Source organism: Pseudomonas sp. F220, assembly GCF_057813935.1.
Genome location: NZ_JBVASJ010000057.1, coordinates 1 through 21,312, shown reverse-complemented (window position 1 = coordinate 21,312; position 21,312 = coordinate 1). Strand labels below are relative to the sequence as shown.

The following is a 21,312-nucleotide window of genomic DNA, read 5'->3' as shown; positions in this document are numbered from 1 at the left end:
CGGTGTCTCGGGATAGACGCTCAGGTAATTGAAGAACAGCGGCTGGTCACGAAGTTCCTCTCCACTGGCAGGAAGCCAATCGCGGTAAATCGGATAGATCGTTTCGCCGATGTGATCCGGTGACCCCACGTGTCGCACCACGACGTAGCGGCCGCCAGGAATGACGATCTCGCGCACGCCGAACTCATTCGGCGCCACGGCCTCGTGAATCTCGCCGCAGATTGCGAAGCGGAATGCTTGCGCAGGTGTCGTATCGGGGTTGCCATAGGGAATGCCAAAGCTGCGACTCGATGCCACCGGCGACTGTCCGCTCTGCTTACGCCACTCGATGAACTTGCGCACGCTCTCATTGACGAGCCCGGCAGGTCCGCAGTGTTCAAACGCTGCGACCCTGACTTCAGGGAATTCCACGATTCGTATTTGCATGATGATAGTCCTGGAAAAGTGAGGGATTGCGAACACCGCATTCCAGACCTGCCAGTTCGGTTCCTTCCCGAACGCACTCGGCGTCATACCGAACGCCCGCCTGAACGCCCTGCAAAATGCCTCGGGACTTTCAAAGCCAGCACCGAGTGCGGCCTCCAATACCGAGTGATCAGTGACAGCGGCAAGGCGATGCGCCGCGCGTCGTAACCGCATCAGTTGCACATAACGTGAAACAGGCACGCCTACGAACGCGGTGAATTGTCGATGGAAGTGAAACGCCGAAAAGTTCGCCACATGGCTCAACGTCTTCACCGACAGGTCACCTTCGAGATTCTCATCAATGTAGGCGAGGACAGCGTTGAAGCGTTTTGTGTAAGCGAAGTTGGTCGACATGTCAGACACTGGGAAAAGGCTCCTGGAAGTACGGTCGGCAATAGAGTCGACTATAGCGGCGTGAACGCGCCTAGTCGCGTTTGCTCAAGGCACGTTTTGGGTTGGCCCATGCGATCTCTTCCAAAGCGATGTAAAGTTCGGAGAAAAGGGGACAGATCTATTTTTGGCGCAGATTCCGTCGTCACTCACACCGGTCATTCATCAACGCGGGCAAAACTGTCGCTACGGATGAGACCTATCGTGGCCAGGTTCCGAATCTTGTTCACCAGCGCTCCTCGCTCGGCCTTTGACGTAACCGGATCGACAATTTGATATTGGCGATCGCACCACAAGCCCACTTGACGAAGCCAGAAAGCCTGCGCAACGGGTTCTGTGCCAGCCGGCACCTGCTTGTTCTTCAACCTATCCAGCCATTGCCGGTATGGAGGTCACGCGTCAATCCTTTCTGTACGCGAGGGAAGGCCCTTCAGGGGAGCCTCGAGCAAGCTTTCCAGCAACTCGGAAATCTGCCGTGCGCCCCGAAGGCGAACGACAGGAATCAGCGGTCCGATGGCCAAACGCACCGCCTCGATACCGGGACGATTTACCCGATCAAAATTCCACACGAAGTTCAGAAAGGTCAAGAACGCCCTGTCCAGCTTCTCTGTGCAGCCTGCCGGAAGATCAGCGCGCGGTCGGTTCAACATGCTGCGCAGAATGACCCGCGCAAAACAGGTAACACGGGGTGTATCGAGCCAGATGATGAGGTCTGCACGGGGCAACCGTAAGCCGAAGGTCCGCCGACTGTAATTGCCTTCACAAATCCATGCGTCCGGAGCAACCGCATCCCGAACCCGAGCGCGGAACGTTTCGGCATCTGGCTCTATCCAACCGGCTTCCCAGAACAGCGTGTCCAGATGTACCACTGGCAAGTTCAGGCGTTTGCCTATTTGCCGCGCAAGGGTTGATTTCCCACTCCCTGAGTTTCCCAAAATAACGATGCGCTGCACGAGCAAGTCCTTGCTGCAAACCGGGGATTGTAAATCACCCGCGTGACGGGCGAGAAGCCAACCTGCGCAATATCCGCTTTTGGCCGATTGTGTTGAAAAAGTCGACCAGGCCTGGCTACCCGTGCATTGAGCGGTTAAAACGTCTTTTTTGCACGCCGCTACGTCAAATCTGAGCCCTGAACCTTCTGCGCAAAACACAGATTTCAATCTCAGACGCGTACTTTTCTGCCGTGGAAACCGAAGCCGACTTTTTCAACAGAATCGGCCGTTCCCTGCCGATCAGCGCCGCTGCATGCGCAGGTCAAGTCGAATGCAACGGCTGGTCAGAACGAACGCAATTGACTGGTTCAGTGGCCATGCCAATGGGGGGCAGGTGCGATGTAATGACGCGCTCTGGCTCAGAGCGCCTGTTCAATCTTTCAGTGTTGGCTGCCTGGGCTCCCTGCCGAGCGGTTGGCGCATGACCGGAGCCGTCCAGGTCTGGCGACGATCTTCGCTCGGCGGGCAGCCGAACCTGGCACGGTAGGCCCGGGAGAAATGTTCCAGCGAGCCGAATCCGGCGCTGGCGGCGACCTGCGCGACACTGAGCTTGGTCTGCTGAAGCAGGCTATGGGCCTTGGCCAGACGCAACGCGATGTAGTACTTGAGCGGTGAAAGCCCGGTGTAGTGCTTGAATTGACGCTCCAGTTGTCGCTGGGAAAGCCCGACCCTGCCGGCAATCTCCTCGCAGTCCAATGGTTCCTCCAGTGCCTGTTCCATCAGCGACACCGCTTGGCGCATTTTGCCGCTATAGAGGCTGGTGCTGGACTGGTCATCACCCAGTTGGTTGTGCACCGGCTCCCGCACCCGCCCGATCAGCAAATGCATGGCGATTTCCCGGGCCAGGTCACTGTCGATGCTTTGCTTCAACCAACCCAGCATCATGTCCAGGGTAGTCGTGGCGCCGGCACAGGTCAGACGCTGGCGCTGCAATGTGTAGAGCTGAGACTTGGCATGTACCCGCGGATAACTTTCCTGAAATCCCTCCATATTGTCCCAGTGCACCGCCGCCTCATAACCATCCAGCACCCCGGCGGCAGCGAGCAGCTCGGTGCCGGTTTCCACGCCCGCCAGTACCGCGCCGAAGAGTGCCTGCTTCCTCAACCAGCTTTTCAGCAAATGGTTCTGGCTGTGCTTGTGTACATCGAAGCTGGCAATGACAAAGCAGATATCGAAACCCTGCTCCGTCTGGACAGCGGCCTGCGCCACAGTGGACAGGCCATTGCTCGCCTGCACCGGCTGCCCGTCAAGAGACAGCAAGGTCCATTCGAACAGCGGTCGCTGGGACAGCCAGTTGGCGATTGCCAACGGTTCGAGGACTGCAGCCAGACCCAGATTGGAAAACGCGGGCAGCATCAACACGGCAATACGCATGGGTGTTGCCTCGCCCCGCCGCCACTCCATCCGTGAATCGATCTGTGCATCACCCGCGCTGGATCCGTTGCTCATACTGCGCCTCTGCGTGTAGAAAACTGCCTCTGCGGGATCATTTTGGTTCGCTGCGCCATTGACGATGAATCCATACCGGAACCCGGGCCTGTGGCAGCGGCGTCAGACCGAGAATCATATCGCTGGCCTTTTCCGCAATCATCACCGTAGGTGCATTGGTGTTGCCACTGACAATGATCGGCATGATCGAGGCATCGACCACCCTCAGCCCTTGCAGACCATGCACCCGCAGTTCGGGGTCGACCACAGCCTCCGGGTCGCTGGATGGGCCCATTTTGCAGGTACCGCTGGCATGGTAGCCAGTTTCGGTTACCCGTCGGGCCCAGGCGTCCAGCTCTTTATCGCTGCGCGCCGTCGGGCCGGGCAACAGCTCTTCGCCCTTGAGTTCGCGCATGGCCGGCTGCGCCATGATTTCCCTGACCAATCGGGCTCCGGCGCGCATGTCGGCACGGTCCTGCTCAGTCTTCAGATAATTGAACTGGATACGCGGAGGATGGCGCGGATCGGCACTTTTCAGGGTAACGCTCCCCAGACTGGTCGGGCGCATCAGGTCGATGTGAATCTGGAAGGCATGGGCCGCAACCAGTTCCACACTCCCCGGCTGCACCGCCAATGGCATGAAGGTCAGCTGCAGATCGGGATGTTCGACACCGGCCCGCGAGCGAATGAACGCGCCGGCCTCGAAATGGTTACTCGCCGCCAGTCCGTCGTGGCTGGCAAACCAGCGTGCGCCGATCCACCACTTGCCCGGCGCCTTGGTCCAGGGATAGATGGAGACCGGGCGTTTGCACAGATACTGCACCACGGCATCCGGGTGGTCGTTCAATCGTCGCCCCACTCCGGGCAAATCATGCTGCGGTGGCAGGCCCAATGCACGGAGCTCGTCGGCCGGGCCAACCCCGGAAAGCAACAGCAACTGCGGCGAATTGATTGCACCGGCAGTCAATAGCACCTCCCGGCGGGCACGCGCCTGTTGCACTTGGCCATTATGTTCATACTCGATGCCAACGGCACGGCGCCCTTCAAACAGAATGCGTAACGCCAGCGCGCCAGTGGCGACGGTGACATTGCCGCGCGTCAGTGCCTGCGCCAGATAGCCCCGGGCGGTACTCCAGCGTCGGCCCTTGCGGGTGGTGCGGTCGACCGGACCGAATCCTTCCTGACGGTAGCCGTTGAGATCCTTGCTGTGCCCGTACCCGGCCTGTACACCCGCTTGCACGAAGGCGGCGCACAGTGGCGTGTTTATGTCACCCGGCGTCACATGCAGATGCCCGGCGTCACCGCGATAGGCGTCGGCGCCCTCGGCATGATTCTGTGAGCGAATAAAATAGGGCAAGACCTCCTGATAACTCCAGCCGCTGCAGCCCTGCTGCGCCCAGCCGTCGTAATCGAGGGCATGACCACGGACATAGACCATGCCATTGATCGACGATGAACCTCCCAGTGTGCGCCCTCGCGGCGTGCCGATCCGCCGACCATCCAGGTAGGGTTCCGGCTCCGAGTTGTAGCTCCAGTTATACCGTGTCCCACCCACAACCATGCCGACGGCCGAAGGCATGTCGATGGTCCAGCTGCTGTCCACCGGGCCCGCTTCAAGCACCAGGATCTTCACCTGAGGATCCGCCCCCAACCGGTTGGCCAGCACACAGCCGGCCGAGCCGGCCCCCACAATCAGATAGTCGTATTCGTGTCCGGACATCGTTCATCTTCCACTCATGGGACTGGATAAACAGCGCCTGCCAAACCACAGGCCCGCCGCAGGTAAAGGCAGAACCCGGCAGCTCTCTACCGAGCCTGCGAAGCCAGTTTCAGCGCGCGACCTGGCCGTGAATTCCGTTGTAGACCAGGCTGTGGAAATGGTGGACCAAGTGCTCACTCTCATTGCTGCGCTGGGCGTCGATCATGTAACGCCCCTGGCTATAGCCCTGCGAGCGCAAGCCTTTCTGCACCGAGATGTTCAGCGCGATGTCCTCAGGCCCCAGGTCCTCGTTCATCCAGCGCATGCAGGCCTTGCTCACTTCAGCCGTCTGCTCGTTCGTCGAGTAATAACCGAAGCGCAACAATGAACGTTCCGCATCCAGCGGAATCATCATGAAAGTGCCGAGAAACTCGGAATACGGAAAGGTGTAGAAGGTGTTGTTTGGCCACAGACCGATATTGAAGAAACATTCCCGAGGGTTGCGTTCGCCTTTCAACTCGACGCCATAAGCGGATTGCGCCTCGAGGTTGGCGGGCGCGATATAGGTCCACCAATTATCGCGTTTGGCCAGTGTGTAGCCCTTGAAGTCGATCAGTTTGGCCAGGTCGATATGGCAAGGCCCGGAGAGTTTGAAATGGTAGCCCTCGATGGAGTTATCCATGATCACCTTCCAGTTGGCCGGCACGATTACATCCTGTTCCTCGATCAGACGCATCTTGTCCAGATCGGGAAAAACCCGGTGCATTTCCTCATCTGCGCCCGGGAACAGCTCTGCCATCCCAGGCGCCTGGGAATCGAGGTTGAAATAGATGAAGCCGCCAAGCTCCTCTATGCGAATTTGTGGAATGTTGAAGCTTTCCTTGTCGAAATTCTTGATGCGTTCACAACGCGGTGCACTGCGCAGGCTGCCATCCATCTCGTAACACCAGGAGTGATAGGCGCAGCGCACCACTCCACCGGAATTGCCTCTACGTGTCTCCAACAATCGGTTTCCGCGATGTTGGCAGACGTTGTGGAACGCGCGGATTTCCCCCTGCATGTTTCTGGCGACTACGATGCTCTGATCAAAGAGATCACAGACAACGTATTGGCCCGGCTCACTGAACTCGCTCTTATGCCCCGCCACATGCCAGGCACGCATGAAAATATTGTCTCGTTCGGCCTTGAACAGCGTCTCATCGAAGAAATAACGCGAAGGCAAGGTGAAGGCTTCTTCGGGATCCTGTTGGTCCCAGTCGCCTTTCTGGTCCTGGGGCTTCAGAGTATCGATGGATTGCATGGGTTGATCTCCTCAGAGCGGCTGACTGCACGGCACAGCAGCTTGCTTGGGAGGTAATCTAGGGCGCATGGAAGCGCTGATATTGACGGAAAACGACCAGTTGCCAGCGCAAAGTATCAAATGGCCGTATAGGCCCGATGATTCTGTAAATGCTTGAGACAATGAGATTGAAGGCCTACCGCGCTGTATCGTCGTGAGGCTTATAGAAGAGAAACTTGCCGGTCTCGGCTGTCTTGATGTATTTCCTGGCCCAGTGGGGCTTCACATGTCTGCCATGGAAATACATAGCGCCATGGGTTCGGTCCGTTAGTTGTTGGTTGAGTGCTTTTCGCGCTATTTCCTTGGCAATCGTGTAGGGGGCGTCCTCATCTACATGATCCGAGCGCCCATTACACCACCACGAAAACTGACAGGCATGCTTTTCAGAGCCTTGCTTGACCACCTCGCAAACCGTGCCTGGAAAGCCCTCATGGCCCAGTCGGTTCAAGACAACGCTGGCGACGGCTTCCATGTCGGCAGGTGACCCACCTTTGGCTTCCCAGTAAATGGTGCGCGAAAGACAGGTAATTGTTTCGTCCAAAGGCGCTTTACCTGCCGGATCGACCGCCTGCACTTCGGATGGCGTGATGGCCTCGGCCTTAGGCGCAGATGTCACGTTCTCCTTGGCCGCGGCTTTCTGCTCCAGGACCTGCGCCTTGTCCACAGCCGCTTCCTTTTTTTGCTCCTGGTCAGCCGCGATCACCTGCCCCCCGAGAAGGGTTACTGCGAAGCAGGTTGCTATCCATAGGAGGCGCATGGCCGAACCTTCTGACTGAACCAATTTGACCCAGCGTTTCGCAATAGAAATCCGCTTCTGTAATGCGTCGACTGGTGCGCCATGGTGGCGACGTCCCTTTATTAAATCGACACTGTAAGAGTCAAATCATTCCAACAGACTGGCAACCAGCTGCACTTTTGTTGTCCGCTGAACTCACTGGCCATTAATGGCCGCTTCGCATCACCCTGACCGGCCGAAACGGGTCGATTCGGGTCATCGCGACTGGCAAAATTTACACAGACCGACCTGTCATGCGACAGGCAGAAATCGGCCAGAAGTGGACATACAAAAGCTCTAAGTCTTCTGCACAAGTGAGGCCGGTGTGAATCGAACAGCAGCCATTAATAACGTTGTGGCTAACCGGTGCGCGAAAGGAGACGAAGCCGACTGAAGCACCTCCGGTTGAGCCGCGCGTTAGGCCCGACGGTGTTAGATGTCGGGCCTGAGCTTACTCTTGCCTGACAATATCGACCGAGATCTCCACCGCCGGAATCGTTCCTCTGTTCTCAAGCCAGTGTGTGGTGTTCCTATCCTCGGGCCAGCCCACTCCTGGCCCATAGTCCGTGGCGACTCCATTTCGATGGTCCGTGATCGTTCCTTGCAGTATGTAGACGGTGCCTGGTCTGTCTTTATGGTTGTGAATCGGCCCGAAGACGCCTCCAGGCTCGATGGTCACCCTACGCATTCTCAGTTGGCGCCCTGCCATGCCCTCGATCTCAGGGCCAAGGTCAATCGTTGCAAGTAAACTCACCGTAACTCCTTTCGTCTCAGGTGCCACCTGTTCGTTGCTCATCGCGCGCTCCTCTCTGTACATACAGGGCCTAGCTAGAAGTAGACACCCTAAAAGGTGTGATGAGTCGAGAGGCGACAAGGGGTCGTTTGCAATCATCAACCTTGGAACAAGGGAAAACTAGTCGGGCAGAAAGCTCCACTTCGACTCAGAGATATCTGGGCCATTCGGGTAAGACTCCAACTCGCGGAGAAGACATGGGATCTGGCTCTCTTCAACTTGGCTATCGACAGCAAGCTGCGAGCCTGTGACTTAACCAAGCTGCGTGTACGGGACATAGCCCATGGGGAACATGTGTCGTCACGAGCCATCGTGATGCAGCAGAAAACTCAGCGCCCAGTGCAATTTTAAATCACTGAGCAAACCCGAACGGTTCTGGAGGCTTCGTAATATGACAATCACAACGGCATAGATCCCACGGATAAAGGCATGTGATACCTCCCACTTACAAATTCCCATTTTGAAAGCACAGTTAGATACCTGGGAATAGAGGTCGATGATGCCCTGGAAATGGCGGAACAGACGGAAGTCTGACCATTCAATGCGACGGTCGAAGCTGGACCGTCGCTAACCGGCCAGAAGGACACTCAGAAACTCAACCGTGCACCAGGTAGGCTCCTAACGGAACCCGATATCGCAGCTTCTTGCAGCTGCCGGGTGCGGGTTGATGCCCCGGCGGGCGATCAGGAAACCAGATTCGGCATTTACCCGGAGGCGGCCAATGGCCGCGGGGAATCTCAACCTCATCGTACGCGGGCACTGGCTCGACGGAAGCCACTTGCAATTCTCCTTCGGGCCGAGGCCTGCCAGCCGTTGGCAAATCCGATACCCGCTCCGCCTCTGCGCGAGCGAAGGTGCCAGCGTGGCGCCCAGTGTCCAGAGTGGATTGTTCAGCAGCGGCCATTTCTGCTTCGCGGCGCCTTTCGGCTCCCTCTTCCAGACCCTTCTGTACTGCAACCAGATCTTTGGTGTTGGGTGGGGTACTCGAAGCCTGGGCTTGCTGCGCCGCCTGGATCAATTGGAAGTTGCGGTTGCGTAACTCGACGTTGCGACCAACCCCCATGTTCGAGCGCGCCGCCAACGTTTCTGCCTGCTGGTACTGCCCCTGCTGAAGACGCAACACACCGAGGTAATGCAGCGTCGCGGGATTGTTCGGCTGGATATGCAGGGCACGCTCCAGCGTGGCAGCGGCTTGGTCCAACTGGCCATTTTCATACTGCCGCGAGGCGGTTTCGATTAGGGTGGTTGATGCGCTGTTACTTTGCGAGGGCGCTCTTCGCTCGGCAGCAACCGAGCAAAGCGACGCGACGGCGCAGAACACAAGGATGAGACCCGGCAGAAAACTCTTGGTTGGCATCAGGGGGGCGGACTCGGCTGATCTCGGACGGCACTGCCATAAAACAGGCCACCAGTGCTGCTCGGCATCTCCGATACAGGGCCCCTATTGACCTGGCCAGTACCCTGAAGTTCCCGCTGCAACGGCCGGTTGAATCCACAACCAAGAGCGGACAGTCAGCATAGATCCATAGTGAACGCACCCCACATAGACAGACAGGTAGTTCGTGCGGTGCCCATCAGCACCCTGGATGTAGTAGTGGGTACGGGTGAAAGCCGGATAGGTTCGTTCCACGATTTGCAAAACAATTCGTACGGAATTAAGCAGGAGAGAGCGGCCGCTTGCCTTCTCGATGCGATGCACCGAGACAAAGTTCGACCACGTCCCCTCTAATGTGCTCTAACTCACCTACCCTCTTTAAGGACGCTTGGGGTATGAGCCCGTGGCACCAAAACACCTGCGAGGATGACCATGAATAACAGCAACTACCTTTCCGCCGTTTCTGCTTCGCTGCTGATCGCGGCATTCGCATTGTCTACCGGGAACGCAGTCGCGCAGGACGCCAAGAGCGTCGTCGGCACTTATACTCCCGTCTCGGCCGCGCAGTTCGGCGACAATCCGCGCGGCCAGCTGATACTGGGACCGGACGGCTACTATTCCATCATCCTCGCACGCGCGACGCTGCCGAAAGTCGCCGCGGGTACGCGAGTCAATGGGACCGCAGAGGAAAATAAGGCAATCGTAGGCGGCAGCATCGCGCATTTCGGCAAGTACACGGTGGACGCGAACGACAAAACCATTACATTCAACGTCGAGGCCAGCACATTCCCGAATTACGACGGCAGTACGTTCAAGCGGGCGTTCAAGGTTTCTGGGGATCGACTGACCTATACTGTCATCGCACCATCGGGCGGCGGTGCCCCGAATGACGTAGTCTGGAAGCGCGTCAAGTAGCATTGCGCTGAAGCGAGTTCGTTGTTGCATGCCGCAGCCCCGAGCATGTGGGGCTGGTGTTTCCGATCAGCCTTTCCGGCGGACGGGGCCTAGCGGCATCGACTTCATCAATCCCGCTGAACGATTTAGCCAATCTGTTGCATCGACCGGTTGAATCCACAGCCAAACGCGGTCCTCCTCTTTTCTCGCCAGACAAGGGCTGCGACCGCAGTTCTGATTGTTTTTCCACCATAACCGTACAACCTGCAAGCTGCCTTATGCGCCCATTTCGAGTCGCCCCTCCAAGAGGTAACCTTCGACAGTTTCTATGGAAAGGGTTTCGAGCAGCACCTGCTCCAGGATGGCAAAAAAACATTTGATGTGGGCCTGTTTCAATGCCTGAGGCCGGGTCACCAGATAGACCTCCATATCTGGAAGTTGGAGATCCGGGAACAACTCGATCAGGTCCTTCGCCAGAATACGCGGCAGTACTGCCACCCCCATACCTCGCCTCACCGACTCGAGCTGTACCGCGAACGAGTTCACGCTGATCTGCGCGCGTTCCAGACCCGCGGCCTTTGCCGCACGCATTTGCGGCAACATGTCCAGCGGAGGAAGCAAGGCAATATTGACCGCAGTGGCCGGAGTCACCCCTGGAAACCGCTTCAGATAACCTGCATCGGCGAAGACACCGTAGGCGAGCCTGCCTATTGGTCGATAAATCAGTGACGGCTCGCCCAGATGAGCTGTGCGTACAGCAATGTCTGCGACGCCGCGGACGATCTTGTGAAAGTCGGCTGTTACCAGCAACTCCACCGAGCAACGCGGGTGAATAGAGGTGAAGCGACTCGCGGCCTCCAGCACGCAAGACGAGAACCCCTCTCCTGCACTGACCAGGACACTGCCAAATAGCTCTGTGTGTAGCCCGGACATGCCAGCAACGGTTTGACGCCTCAAGCCCTCTTCCGCCGCCAGGGCAACTTCCACGAGGGATTGGCCCCGCGAGGTCAACCAGCATCCTTCAACGCCCCGCTCGACGAGTGGCTCGCCCAGTGCGCCCTCAAGTTGGGTCAACCGGCGGGACACGGTAGACGCCGCGATACCCAGCAACTGGCCAGCTTGAAGAAAGCTGCCACGCCGCGAGACTGCCAACAGCAGACGAAGATCGTCCCAATTTGCTTGCAACGCCATGCGTCATATCCTCCCTGGTCTGCATATGTGCAAATCCATTATGCAGTAGTCGCTGTTTTTCGGGAGAGGCCTCAAAGGTATATCTACAGGCCCTCGAAACGAATGGAATGGAATGGACTGTATGACGACTGGCCCCAACGACTATGCGGAACGTGCCGCCAGTGCCTTCAATCGCCGTGATGTGGAGGCGATGCTTGCGCTGGTTTGCGAAGACTTTATCTACCTCGATGGCATGGGGATACAAACCGGTCGCGAATGCATGCGCAAACGAGAGACCGCATTGTTCGAAGCGTTCCCCGATGCCCAAGTGACCTTCAGCCCATTCGCCGTCGGTGACGATCGTTTGGCGCTGACTGCCTTCCTGACCGGCACCTTCGCCGCACCCTTGGTGCTGCCAGGCCGGGTGATTCCACCCCATGGACGCCATATTACCGTGCACTACGCCGCACACTTCACCTTCAGAGACGGGCTGGCCATCCGTGAAGAGGCCTTCTTCGACAGTGCAGTGTTGATACCGTTAACCGATCCGCGTGAGGGTTGAGCCATGCACATCGCATTCGTTACTGGTGCAACCGGCTTGTTGGGCAACAACCTGGTGCGTGAATTAGTCGCTCGTCGCTGCGCGGTCAAAGCCCTGGTCCGTTCAAGAGCCAAAGGTGAACAGCAGTTCAACAATCTGCCGGGTGTGGAACTGGTCGTTGGGGACATGGCCGACGTCGACGCATTCGCAGCGTCGCTGCAAGGCTGCGATACGGTGTTTCACACCGCGGCGTTCTTTCGCGACAACTACAAGGGCGGCAGCCACTGGAAGGAGCTCGAAAAGATTAATGTGTCTGGTACGCGGCACCTGCTTAACCAGGCCTACCGCGCCGGTATACGACGGTTCATCCATACGTCTTCCATTGCCGTGCTCGACGGTGCACCTGGCACGTCCATCGATGAGACATGTTTGCGGGCCGACGCCGACGCGGATGACTACTACCGCAGCAAGATCCTCGCCGACCGTGTCGTCTTGTCGTTCCTGGAACTCCATCCCGAGATGCATGCCTGCATGGTCCTGCCTGGCTGGATGTGGGGCCCTGGCGACATTGGCCCGACCTCCTCGGGACAGTTGGTTAACGACGTCGTGCACGGCAAATTGCCCGGACTGATCCCCGGTAGCTTCTCCGTTGTCGATGCCCGCGATGTGGCATTGGCGCAGATTGCCGCAGCCAAACATGGTCGGCGAGGTGAGCGTTATCTCGCGGCGGGCAGGCATATGACAATGCGTGAGCTGGTGCCTGTTCTTGGACGTATAGCGGGCGTCAAGACACCCGTTCGACAACTACCGCTCCCCTTTCTATACACCTTGGCAGCTGTGCAGGAGATCTATGCACGTATTACCGGCAAGCCCATTCTCTTGAGCATGGCAACGTTGCGCCTGCTGGTACGAGAGAAGGACCGCACCTGTTTCAACCACAGCAAGAGTGAACAAGAGCTTGGCCTGAGTTTCCGGGCGCTAGAGCTGACCATCACCGACACCGTGGCGTGGTACCGCGATCACGATTGGTTTGAAAACCACAGTGCGCCTGCGTCGCAGGAAAAACGCACATCCGTCATGGCCGACGACTGACTTTCGGAGACGGGTTTACCGTCGAGCCCCAAAGCCGATAGTCTCGCGTCTCATTGTGCGGTTTTGTGCTGGCACGAGAGTCAAACCTTAAGTGCCCGGAACCGCACTTCTTCCACATTCACCGCACACCAGGACAAGGACGTAAACATATTGTGAACAGGGAAATAATCCTGATGCGTCACGGCCAGCCGAAGCTGGTCGCAACCGACAAAATCTCAGCGCTCGATATGAAAGACTGGATCGAACAATACAACCGGTCCGAAATTACCAACCAACCCGTCCCGGATGCCAGCATGCAACTCGCCGCAACCGCCACGGTGATTGTCTCAAGCAGCGCGCCTCGTGCGCTGACCTCAGTCCAAGCGCTCGGCCTGAAGCCCGCCCTCGTCGACGCGCTTTTCTGTGAAGCGCAACTGCCTTATGGTCACTGGAAACTGCCACGGCTATCGCCGTTTACCTGGGCATTTATCCTTCGAGTCTTATGGTTGTGCGGTTACTCACGCAGAGTCGAATCCGCCGGCACTGCGAGGATGCGCGCCAGCAAGGCAGCTCAACGACTGCAGTCCCTTGCCAGCGAAGGACCGGTTCTGCTGCTCGGTCATGGTTTTATGAATCGAATGATCGCCAAACAGCTGGTGGCAGACGGATGGACTCGTGAAAAGCGTAACGGCAGCCAGTATTGGAGTGCGACGGTGTATCAATATGGCGGTGTATAAAAGGTGCCAATTGAGCGACAGAGATGCCATCCATGATCTCGTGCTAAATGCAGCACTGCTTTCACCGTCAGCCAACTGAGCGCACGGCTACCCGGCACCGGCTCAAGGAGTTTTGAGGCGTTTACGGCTCTTTTACACCGCCGGTAGGTCCACCGCACTGACGTAGGCAGGAAGTGAGGATGTGAGCAGACCTGTGACCGTCATGAGATTGAAGACAAACTGCAGGGTTGCCTGGCCCAGTGGCATTCCAACGCAGTAGCGCCAACACGCAGCAGGTCAGTGACCACCACTCAGGGCGCGCCGAACAGCATCGTCCAGTAAACGCCCTCGTCGCTACGCGCGTCCGTGGCATAGGCCGCGCCCACCTGGGTAAACATCGGGTTCATCAGGTTGGCGCAATGCCCGGGGCTGGCCAGCCAGCCTGCCATCGCTTTGCTCGGTGAGCCTTGCCCTGCGGCGATGTTCTCGCCGATCTGCCGACCACGGTAGCCGGCGGCCCGCGCCCGATCCGCCGGCATTTCACCGTCGGGGTCCTGGTGCGCGAAGTAATTGCCGTAAGCCATCGCCTTGCTGTGCCCTTGCGCCGCGGCCCCCAAGGCGGGACTCCAGGCTAACGGCCGTGCGGCGGCGAAGCGCTGATGACCACACAGCTGTGGCCTCGCCCGTGCCGCATTGACCTCTGCCAGCAACTCCTTACTTGCTGTTCGCCCATCGCCCGTATGACTGTCGAGCACAGGCCGCGACAGCACCACACGCCACTCATTCCGGGCGCGACTGACGCCGATATCGGCGAACTGGCTATCGACCAGCGCCCCGCAGTAGTTGCTTTTGAGCATGTCAAAAGCCTTCTCGGCATCCTGCGCGTCAACCAGGCGGATGGTCCACACCGACAACGGCTGATAGCCGTTATCTTTCAACCCCTCCCGCAAAGGGCCGTCATAGCTGATCGGCAAGGCCAGGTTTGACTTCAGCACCAGCGGCGCCAAGGCCTGGCCTGCGCGTCCCGCGCAGCGATGTGGGTGGGCGCGGTAGTCGTTGATGTTCTCCACCAGTAGCCTTTCCCCGCTGGCATGGGCGGGACTGGCGAGTAGGGGGAGCAAAGGAATGAGGCAGAGCGAGACAAAGCGGGAGCAGCAGACGGTTTGGCGCATGAGGCGGACGGCTCTGATGGGATGACGACGGTAATGGCAATAAAGGGGCAGAGGAATGACCGGAGAAGCGCTTCGCTGTATTTGCTGGCAAGTGGATTCCAAGGCTGGGCTAAGACTGCGGGCCCAACACAAGGTTCACGAGCAAAGGGTACAAATTTACTGTTGGAGCAGTGCGTCCGCTGCTGGCCATTTCTGTCGGTCGCGCGACAGGGGTCGTTATCTGCCATTCATGACAGGCAGGAATCGGCCCAGGTTGTGTAAAAACGCAGGCACCGTTTTGAAGTCTGTGTTGCTACATAAAATCTGCCGGTGCTTGGTTAATCTGCAGACCTGAATTTTGCGTAGGAACGCGATTTTCGTTCTGGCTCTGACCGTCAAACCTGCTCTAAATCGTTTTTACACAGCCTCGGCCAGGAGCGGCCATTCGCCGCTCCAGCAGCAAAGACCGTTCGTTGTCGAGTTAATGGGCCTGGATATCAACTTGGTGTTTCTCAACGCACAACGCTCACTGTTCAACTCGCAAAAAGCATTGATCAATGTTCGGTTGGCTCAGCTGGTGCGCAGGTGAATTTGCGTAGGCGTTGAGCAGCGCACGGGAGCAGCAGTTGGGGTTGGTGGTGTCGCAGGTGCGGCCATGAACAGGGTCGTACGATATAACGAGGCTGCACATGGCACCTCTTCACCAAGGCTGGGAGGTGCCTGCCAAGCCTTGGTCATTCATACTCCCGCGTCAGCTGCGTTGCAGCTCTTCAACCACAGCGGCACAAGCACGGAAGGTATTCACCGTCCATTCTGGATTGATGAAATCCGGCCAGCTGGAAAGTTTTACGATTGCCACTTCAGACGATGGATCCCAATAGATACTTTGCCCAAATACACCGCGTGCCGAATAGATGCCCTGCTCACTGTCCAGCACCCAGCACTGATTGCTATAGGCGGCGTCAGGAAAGTGTTTGACATAGTGGCCATAAAGGACCTCAAAAGCCGGTGTAGACCCACGACCACAAGCACGAACAAAGTCCTCTGGAACAATCTGCTGGCCATTGAAACGTCCACCTTGCAGGTACATCTGGGCAAAGCGCCCCAGATCACGCAGCGTGGCGCTCATCCCGCCATCGGCCAATGCGGTTCCAACACAATCCAGGGTGACACTCGCGTCTTGTTCTGCCCCCAGCCTGGACCAGATTTCCCGGCTCAGCAAAACAGGGAGCCGCTCGCCGCAGGCCCGCTCACAGACCCAGGCCAACATATCGGTATCCACCGAGCGATACTCGAAGAACTGGCCATGCTCGCGGTTTTTGTCCAGCGCTTTCAACAAACCATAAATGCTGTCAGGTGACTTTCGCTCCCCCCGTTCACGCCAGCCCGAGGCGATATCCAACTGGATGAATTCAGCATCCGGATCGGTGTAGTCCTCCCTGAATCTCACTCCCGTGCGCATATCCAGCAAATCCTGTATGCGTGCATCGCCATAACCGCTTGCCGAAAGCTCGGGCACATAGTGGCTGACCTGTGCTCGCGGATCGATCCTGCCCTGACCGATCAACCTGCCTACCAAACTGCCGATGATGGTCTTGGATACCGATTGCAACAGATGCAACGTGTGCGGTTGCATACCGTTGAAGTACTGCTCCGAGACCACCCTGCCTCGGTGGAGCACCAAAAAACCATCGGTATAGCTGTCAGTCAAGAAGGTCGCCAGATCGGTTTTGCCACCGTCAACCCGCTGGAAACGTACGCCGTCCAGCGAGCGTTCGTTTCGCTCGAACTCGATGACCGCCTCAGGACTACGATGAATCGCGGCAACCGGAAACAGCTGACTCATGTGTTGGAACGACCAGCGGTTATAAGGCGGACTGTCCCAGTTATGCTGGCCGATCTGTTTTTCCTGGGGCGGTGGATAGCCCTCCATCAGCCTTAAATCCTGATAACCAATACCTGGCGCGGTCATATCTTTTTTATCGTACATATGAATTCAGTTCTCATCGTTCAGAGGGTGGTGGCAAGAAAAGCGGTGACCGTGAGCCTGGGTCTCATCCGGTATCTCTCGGCGACAACGTTCACTGGCCCGTGGACATCTGGGCGCGAAGTGGCATCCGGCAGGACGGTGCAACGGACTGGGGATCTCGCCGCTCAGCGTTTGCAGCTGGTCGCGACGGTCCGGGTCGATAGAGGGCACTGAATTGAGTAACGCACGGGTATAGGGATGACGAGGATTGCCGAATACCTGCTCGACGGCCCCGGCCTCGACAATGCGCCCCAGATACATCACCAGCACCTGTTGCGCCAGGTACTCAACCGTCGCCAGGTCGTGACTGATGAACAGGTAGCTAAGGCCATTGGCTGTCTGGAGTGCCTTGAGCAGTTGCAACACCTGGGCCTGGACCGACACATCCAGCGCCGCTGTAGGCTCATCCAGAATCAGCAGTTTTGACTCCAGCGCCAGTGCTCGGGCGATGGCAATACGCTGTAGCTGGCCGCCGGAAAACTCATGGGGGTAGCGGTCCAGGTGCTCCTCGCCCATCCCCACATGGCCCAACAGCGTGAGAATGCGTGTGTGCAAGGCGCTGCCGCGCAGACCAAAGGCAATCTTCAGCGGTTCGGCGATGATCGCCTTAATCGTCATCTTGGGATTCAGCGAGGCATAGGGGTTCTGGAACACCATGCCCAAACTTTTGCCACGCGCCTTGGCATCGGTCGGCAGCGACCGACCCTCGACCATAATCTGCCCACCGTCGTGTGGCAGCAGACCCAGCAAGGTCGCCGCTACCGTACTTTTCCCACAACCGGACTCCCCCACCAGCGCGACCGTTTCACCTACCTGGACCTCAAGACTGATATGGTCGATGGCGGTCACCAGGCCATTGCGAGTGGCGAAGGTTTTGTGCAACTGATTCACGCTCAGCAGTGCGGGCTGTTTGTTGTTATTCATAGCCGTTTACCTTTCAAAGAAGCCTCACTCCGTGACTAACGTGTTGTGGCAAGCCGCCCAGTGCCCCTTGCCGATGGTCACGCTCGGGGCGGCCTGATGGCAGCGTTCGGTGGCCCGCTCACAGCGCGGGTTGAAGGCGCAGCCTGCCGGCGGAGCCGCCATGTTCGGCACCTGCCCCGGGATGAAGTCCAGGGACTGTCGGCCCTGTCCCAACTTGGGCACGGTGCCCATCAACTTCAGGGTGTAGGGGTGCGCAGGTCGCTTGAACACCTGGCCCACCGGGCCGCTCTCCACCACTTCGCCGGCATACATCACCGCCACCCGGTCGCAGAGCGAGGCCACGACACCCAGGTCGTGGGTGATAAACAGAATCGCCAGGTCCTGCTCTCGTGCCAGCTTGCGCAGCAGGGCGATGATCTGCGCCTGTACCGTCACATCCAGCGCGGTGGTCGGCTCATCGGCTATGAGCAATTTCGGCCGACAGGCCAGCGCCATGGCGATCACCACCCGCTGCAGCTGACCGCCGGACATCTGGTGCGGGTACTTGTTCAGCGCCAGATGGGGATCGGGCATGCTCACCGCCTCCAGCGCGCTCTGAGCCTCGGCACGTATTTGTGCCTTGCCGAGCGGCCGATGGCAGCCGATCACATCGCACATCTGCCGCCCGACGGTGAAGAACGGGTTGAGCGCCTTCATCGGATTCTGGAAGATCATCGCCGCGCCACCGCCCCGCAAAGCGGCCAGCTGTGACTGCGACGCGCCGTTGACCTGCTGTCCCGCCACCCTGACGCAACCTCCCAGCCGGGCTGACTCAGGCATCAATCCCAGACAGGACATCGCCGTCATCGACTTGCCCGAGCCCGACTCCCCCACCAGCCCTAGAATCTCGCCGCGCTTGACCTTCAGGTCGATGCCGCGCACGGCTTTGACGGTCTGGAACAAACCGGGGAAGGACACCGTCAGCCCTTCCACTTCCAGCACAAGGTCTTCAGCAGCATCGGTATGCGTAGCGGCGAGACGCTCGAGTGCAGGGTGTTGCAAGGATTGGTCGATCATCAGCGAGTCCCCTTTTTCGGATCGAGCACATCGCGCAGACCATCACCCACCAGGTTCACGGCCAGCACCAGGACAAAAATCGCCAGCCCGGGAAACAGCACCGTCCAGGGGCTCTCCAGGAACTGCGAGCGCGACGCCGCCGCCATCAGCCCCCACTCGACCATGGGGGGCTTGGCCCCCAGCCCGATAAAGCTCAGCGAGGCAGCCGCAAGAATGGTGTAACCAAAGTCCATGGAGCCCTGCACGATCACAGGCGTGGTGGCATTGGGCAGGACATGGCGCAGCAGGATACGGCCGTGACTGACACCCATGGAACGGGCGGCCTGGATGTAGGTTTCCGAACGAACCCGGACCACCGCACCGCGCATGATCCGCGCATACCAGGGCGACCAGGAGACCGCCAGCGCCAGCATGGCGTTGGCCAACCCCGACCCCAGCGCAGCGGTGATCGCGATCGGCAACAACAGCGGCGGAAAGGCCAGGAACACATCGGAAAAACGCATCAGCAAGGTGTCGACGCGACCACCGAAGTAACCGGACACCAGCCCCAGCGGAATCCCGATCAGCATGGCAATCAGGGTCACGGTCACCCCGATGATCAGCGAGGTGCGTGCGCCGTACAGCACCCGTGAAAGGATGTCGCGACCAAACTCGTCGGTGCCCATCCAATGCTCCCAACTGGGTGCGAGCAACTTCTGGGAAAAGACAATCTTGTTCGGCTCATAAGGCGCAAGCCAGGACGCGAACAGTGCCACCAGGATGATCATCAGCAATAACAGCGCACCGAATACAAACAACTTGTTATCGCTGGCAAACGCCCGGGCCTTGATACGCCATGACGGGGCTCGCGAGTGCATGGACAGGGAAACGTCTTGGATACTCATTGGACTCGCAACCTCGGATCAACAAGGTGATACAAGAGATCAACAATCAGGTTGATCGACAGATAAGCAGTGGCTAGCACCAAGGTGGCTCCCATCACGGCGGGGAAGTCATTCTGGGCAATCGAAAACACCACGAAGCCGCCCAGGCCGGGCCAGTCGAAAACGAACTCCACGACCACAGCACCACCGAGCAGGTAACCGAAGGTCAGGCCGACCACGGTCAGCAGCGGGATCATCGTCGCCTTCAGGGCATAGGCGTAATGGATACGCCACTTGGGCACACCGTAAGAAACGGCCGTACGGATGTACTCCTCGGAAAGCACCTCCACCATCATGTTGCGGGTGATCCGGGTGACAGTGGCCAAGGTCACGATGACCAGGGTGAGCACGGGTAGCGTCAGGTGTTTGATGGCGCTCCACAGTGCGGCGAAGTTGCCGGCCAGCAGGGTGTCGATCAGGTAGAAGCCCGTCACGCGCTCAAAGGGGCTATCGAGAAGAATGGAAGCATCGATACGCCCTTGCAGGGGCAGCCAGTTAAGCTTGCCGTAGAACACCAGCTGCAAGCCCATGGCCAGGATGAACACCGGGAACGCCATCCCGGCGATGGACCCCGCTCGTGCCGCATTGTCGATCACTGAGTTCTGCCGCGCCGCGGAGATCACACCGATTGGCACCCCCAGCACCACCACCCAGAACATCGCTAGGAATGTCAGTTCAAAGGTCGCGCCAACCCGCCTGGTCACTTCCTCCAGCACCGGCCGTCCGGTGCGCAAACTGGTGCCAAAATCGCCCTGGATCAGACCACCGATGTAATTCAAATACTGGATCGGTAGCGGCTTATCCAGCCCCAGCGCCGTGCGTGCGACAGCAATTTGCTCTGCCGTGGGATGGTTCCCCAGCATCATCTCTACCGGCGAACCGGGAAGAGCCCGGCTCAGCGCGAAGGTGATGGTCAACACTCCCAGAAGAATGAAGAACATCATCGTCAATCGCTGCGCTATAAACTTCGCCATTTGGAATACCCCTTGTGGCTAACTGAACTTGACTCTGACTTATTGCGCCCAACATAGAGCCCTCAAGGTTTATCAAACCTTGAGGAAGCAACCAGGAAAGTTGACTGACTTGCCCGGTTTATCCAGTGGCGTGGCGAATCAAAGGTGACGCGGCGAGTGCAACTTCACCCGGGACAATTCACAACTAACGGCGCAAGCCATAGTAGAAGATCGCCTCATACGCAGGATTCAGGCTCTTCTGCATACCCTCGATGTCTTTGCGGGAGACGCGTATCTGCTGCAGGTCGGCGTACCAGATCGCAGGAGCGTCCTTGACCAATTGCTGCTGGGCCTGCACGTACTTTTCAGTGGCCTGGGCCCGATCACTGCCTTCTAGCGCCGCACCCTCTTCGATCAACTGATCAAATCTGGCGTTGCTGTAGTGCGACAGATTGAACAGCGTCGTTTTCTCGGTATGGAACTCGCTGAACAGCCAATCGCTAGGGAGACGCTGCAAAAATAGCCAACCGTCCCCACCCTTGGCACACTGAGTACCTTCAACCAACCACCCTCTCCGTGAGCGTTACGCGCGTGCAGAAGACCTTCTCCGAACTCGAATACACCGGCA

20 protein-coding genes and 1 pseudogene are annotated in these 21,312 nt (G+C 58.3%); 5 read left to right on the top strand and 16 right to left on the bottom strand.

Translation table 11 applies throughout. The features are described 5' to 3' along the window. From ACZYSM_RS27710 to ACZYSM_RS27680, 7 genes are all read right to left on the bottom strand, one after another. The coding region (locus ACZYSM_RS27710) for an AraC family transcriptional regulator (RefSeq protein WP_489076647.1) at positions 1-828 on the bottom strand (828 nt) is incomplete at its 3' end. Positions 829-1,247: 419 nt separating this feature from the next. Further along, positions 1,248-1,808: a P-loop NTPase family protein gene (locus ACZYSM_RS27705; RefSeq protein ID WP_489076645.1), complete on the bottom strand. Its 561-nt coding sequence runs from the start codon at positions 1,806-1,808 to the stop codon at positions 1,248-1,250. A 411-nt stretch (positions 1,809-2,219) separates the two neighbouring features. Continuing rightward, positions 2,220-3,296, bottom strand: coding sequence for a GlxA family transcriptional regulator (locus tag ACZYSM_RS27700; protein ID WP_489076643.1), 1,077 nt, complete (start codon positions 3,294-3,296; stop codon positions 2,220-2,222). Between the two features lie 37 nt (positions 3,297-3,333). Further along, on the bottom strand, positions 3,334-4,995 hold the full coding sequence (locus tag ACZYSM_RS27695; protein WP_489076641.1) for a choline dehydrogenase: 1,662 nt from the start codon (positions 4,993-4,995) through the stop codon (positions 3,334-3,336). Between the two features lie 109 nt (positions 4,996-5,104). Beyond that, complete coding sequence (locus tag ACZYSM_RS27690; RefSeq protein WP_489076639.1) at positions 5,105-6,274, bottom strand: aromatic ring-hydroxylating oxygenase subunit alpha; 1,170 nt, start codon at positions 6,272-6,274, stop codon at positions 5,105-5,107. A 175-nt stretch (positions 6,275-6,449) separates the two neighbouring features. Beyond that, positions 6,450-7,070 carry a cell wall hydrolase gene (locus tag ACZYSM_RS27685; protein ID WP_489076637.1) on the bottom strand — a complete coding sequence of 207 codons (621 nt, stop codon included), beginning with the start codon at positions 7,068-7,070 and terminating at the stop codon, positions 6,450-6,452. A 469-nt stretch (positions 7,071-7,539) separates the two neighbouring features. Beyond that, positions 7,540-7,884 (bottom strand): cupin domain-containing protein, encoded by a 345-nt coding sequence (locus ACZYSM_RS27680; protein WP_489076635.1) that lies wholly within the window; start codon positions 7,882-7,884, stop codon positions 7,540-7,542. Positions 7,885-8,037: 153 nt separating this feature from the next. Between ACZYSM_RS27680 and ACZYSM_RS27675 the strand changes: the two are divergent. Beyond that, positions 8,038-8,229, top strand: a pseudogene (locus ACZYSM_RS27675) (integrase); the annotation flags it as partial. A gap of 247 nt (positions 8,230-8,476) precedes the next feature. Here the strand turns inward: ACZYSM_RS27675 and ACZYSM_RS27670 are convergent. Beyond that, positions 8,477-9,238 (bottom strand): tetratricopeptide repeat protein, encoded by a 762-nt coding sequence (locus tag ACZYSM_RS27670; RefSeq protein ID WP_489076633.1) that lies wholly within the window; start codon positions 9,236-9,238, stop codon positions 8,477-8,479. 450 nt (positions 9,239-9,688) lie between these two features. Between ACZYSM_RS27670 and ACZYSM_RS27665 the strand changes: the two genes are divergently transcribed. Next, positions 9,689-10,171, top strand: a complete 483-nt coding sequence (locus tag ACZYSM_RS27665; RefSeq protein ID WP_489076631.1) for a lipocalin-like domain-containing protein — start codon at positions 9,689-9,691, stop codon at positions 10,169-10,171. 255 nt (positions 10,172-10,426) lie between these two features. Here ACZYSM_RS27665 and ACZYSM_RS27660 read toward each other — a convergent pair whose 3' ends face one another. Next, on the bottom strand, positions 10,427-11,341 hold the full coding sequence (locus tag ACZYSM_RS27660) for a LysR family transcriptional regulator (RefSeq protein ID WP_489076629.1): 915 nt from the start codon (positions 11,339-11,341) through the stop codon (positions 10,427-10,429). A gap of 121 nt (positions 11,342-11,462) precedes the next feature. Here ACZYSM_RS27660 and ACZYSM_RS27655 point away from each other — a divergent pair, with 121 nt between their 5' ends. From ACZYSM_RS27655 to ACZYSM_RS27645, 3 genes are all read left to right on the top strand, one after another. Then, the gene (locus ACZYSM_RS27655) at positions 11,463-11,882 is read left to right on the top strand and encodes an ester cyclase (protein WP_489076627.1); all 420 of its coding nucleotides are present in this window, start codon (positions 11,463-11,465) and stop codon (positions 11,880-11,882) included. 3 nt (positions 11,883-11,885) lie between these two features. Continuing rightward, entirely contained in the window at positions 11,886-12,953 is a 1,068-nt protein-coding gene (locus tag ACZYSM_RS27650) for an SDR family oxidoreductase (protein WP_489076625.1), read from the top strand. 173 nt (positions 12,954-13,126) lie between these two features. Continuing rightward, on the top strand, positions 13,127-13,669 hold the full coding sequence (locus ACZYSM_RS27645; RefSeq protein WP_489076623.1) for a histidine phosphatase family protein: 543 nt from the start codon (positions 13,127-13,129) through the stop codon (positions 13,667-13,669). Between the two features lie 290 nt (positions 13,670-13,959). Here the strand turns inward: ACZYSM_RS27645 and ACZYSM_RS27640 are convergent, their stop codons facing one another. The 7 genes from ACZYSM_RS27640 to ACZYSM_RS27610 form a co-directional block, all read right to left on the bottom strand. After that, positions 13,960-14,820, bottom strand: coding sequence for a CAP domain-containing protein (locus ACZYSM_RS27640; protein WP_489076621.1), 861 nt, complete (start codon positions 14,818-14,820; stop codon positions 13,960-13,962). 730 nt (positions 14,821-15,550) lie between these two features. Continuing rightward, the gene (locus tag ACZYSM_RS27635; RefSeq protein ID WP_489076619.1) at positions 15,551-16,789 is read right to left on the bottom strand and encodes a serine hydrolase domain-containing protein; all 1,239 of its coding nucleotides are present in this window, start codon (positions 16,787-16,789) and stop codon (positions 15,551-15,553) included. A 6-nt stretch (positions 16,790-16,795) separates the two neighbouring features. Beyond that, positions 16,796-17,752 (bottom strand): ABC transporter ATP-binding protein, encoded by a 957-nt coding sequence (locus ACZYSM_RS27630; protein ID WP_489076617.1) that lies wholly within the window; start codon positions 17,750-17,752, stop codon positions 16,796-16,798. Between the two features lie 24 nt (positions 17,753-17,776). Then, entirely contained in the window at positions 17,777-18,808 is a 1,032-nt protein-coding gene (locus tag ACZYSM_RS27625; RefSeq protein ID WP_489076615.1) for an ABC transporter ATP-binding protein, read from the bottom strand. Next, positions 18,808-19,692: an ABC transporter permease gene (locus ACZYSM_RS27620; protein ID WP_489076613.1), complete on the bottom strand. Its 885-nt coding sequence runs from the start codon at positions 19,690-19,692 to the stop codon at positions 18,808-18,810. Before ACZYSM_RS27620 ends, ACZYSM_RS27625 begins: the two co-directional genes overlap by 1 nt. Continuing rightward, a complete protein-coding gene (locus ACZYSM_RS27615) occupies positions 19,689-20,705 on the bottom strand; it encodes an ABC transporter permease (protein WP_489076611.1) in 1,017 nt (338 codons plus the stop codon). The genes ACZYSM_RS27620 and ACZYSM_RS27615 overlap by 4 nt, the downstream gene beginning before the upstream one ends. Before the next feature lie 184 nt (positions 20,706-20,889). Further along, positions 20,890-21,201, bottom strand: coding sequence for a hypothetical protein (locus ACZYSM_RS27610; RefSeq protein WP_489076609.1), 312 nt, complete (start codon positions 21,199-21,201; stop codon positions 20,890-20,892). Positions 21,202-21,312: the final 111 nt, after the last annotated feature.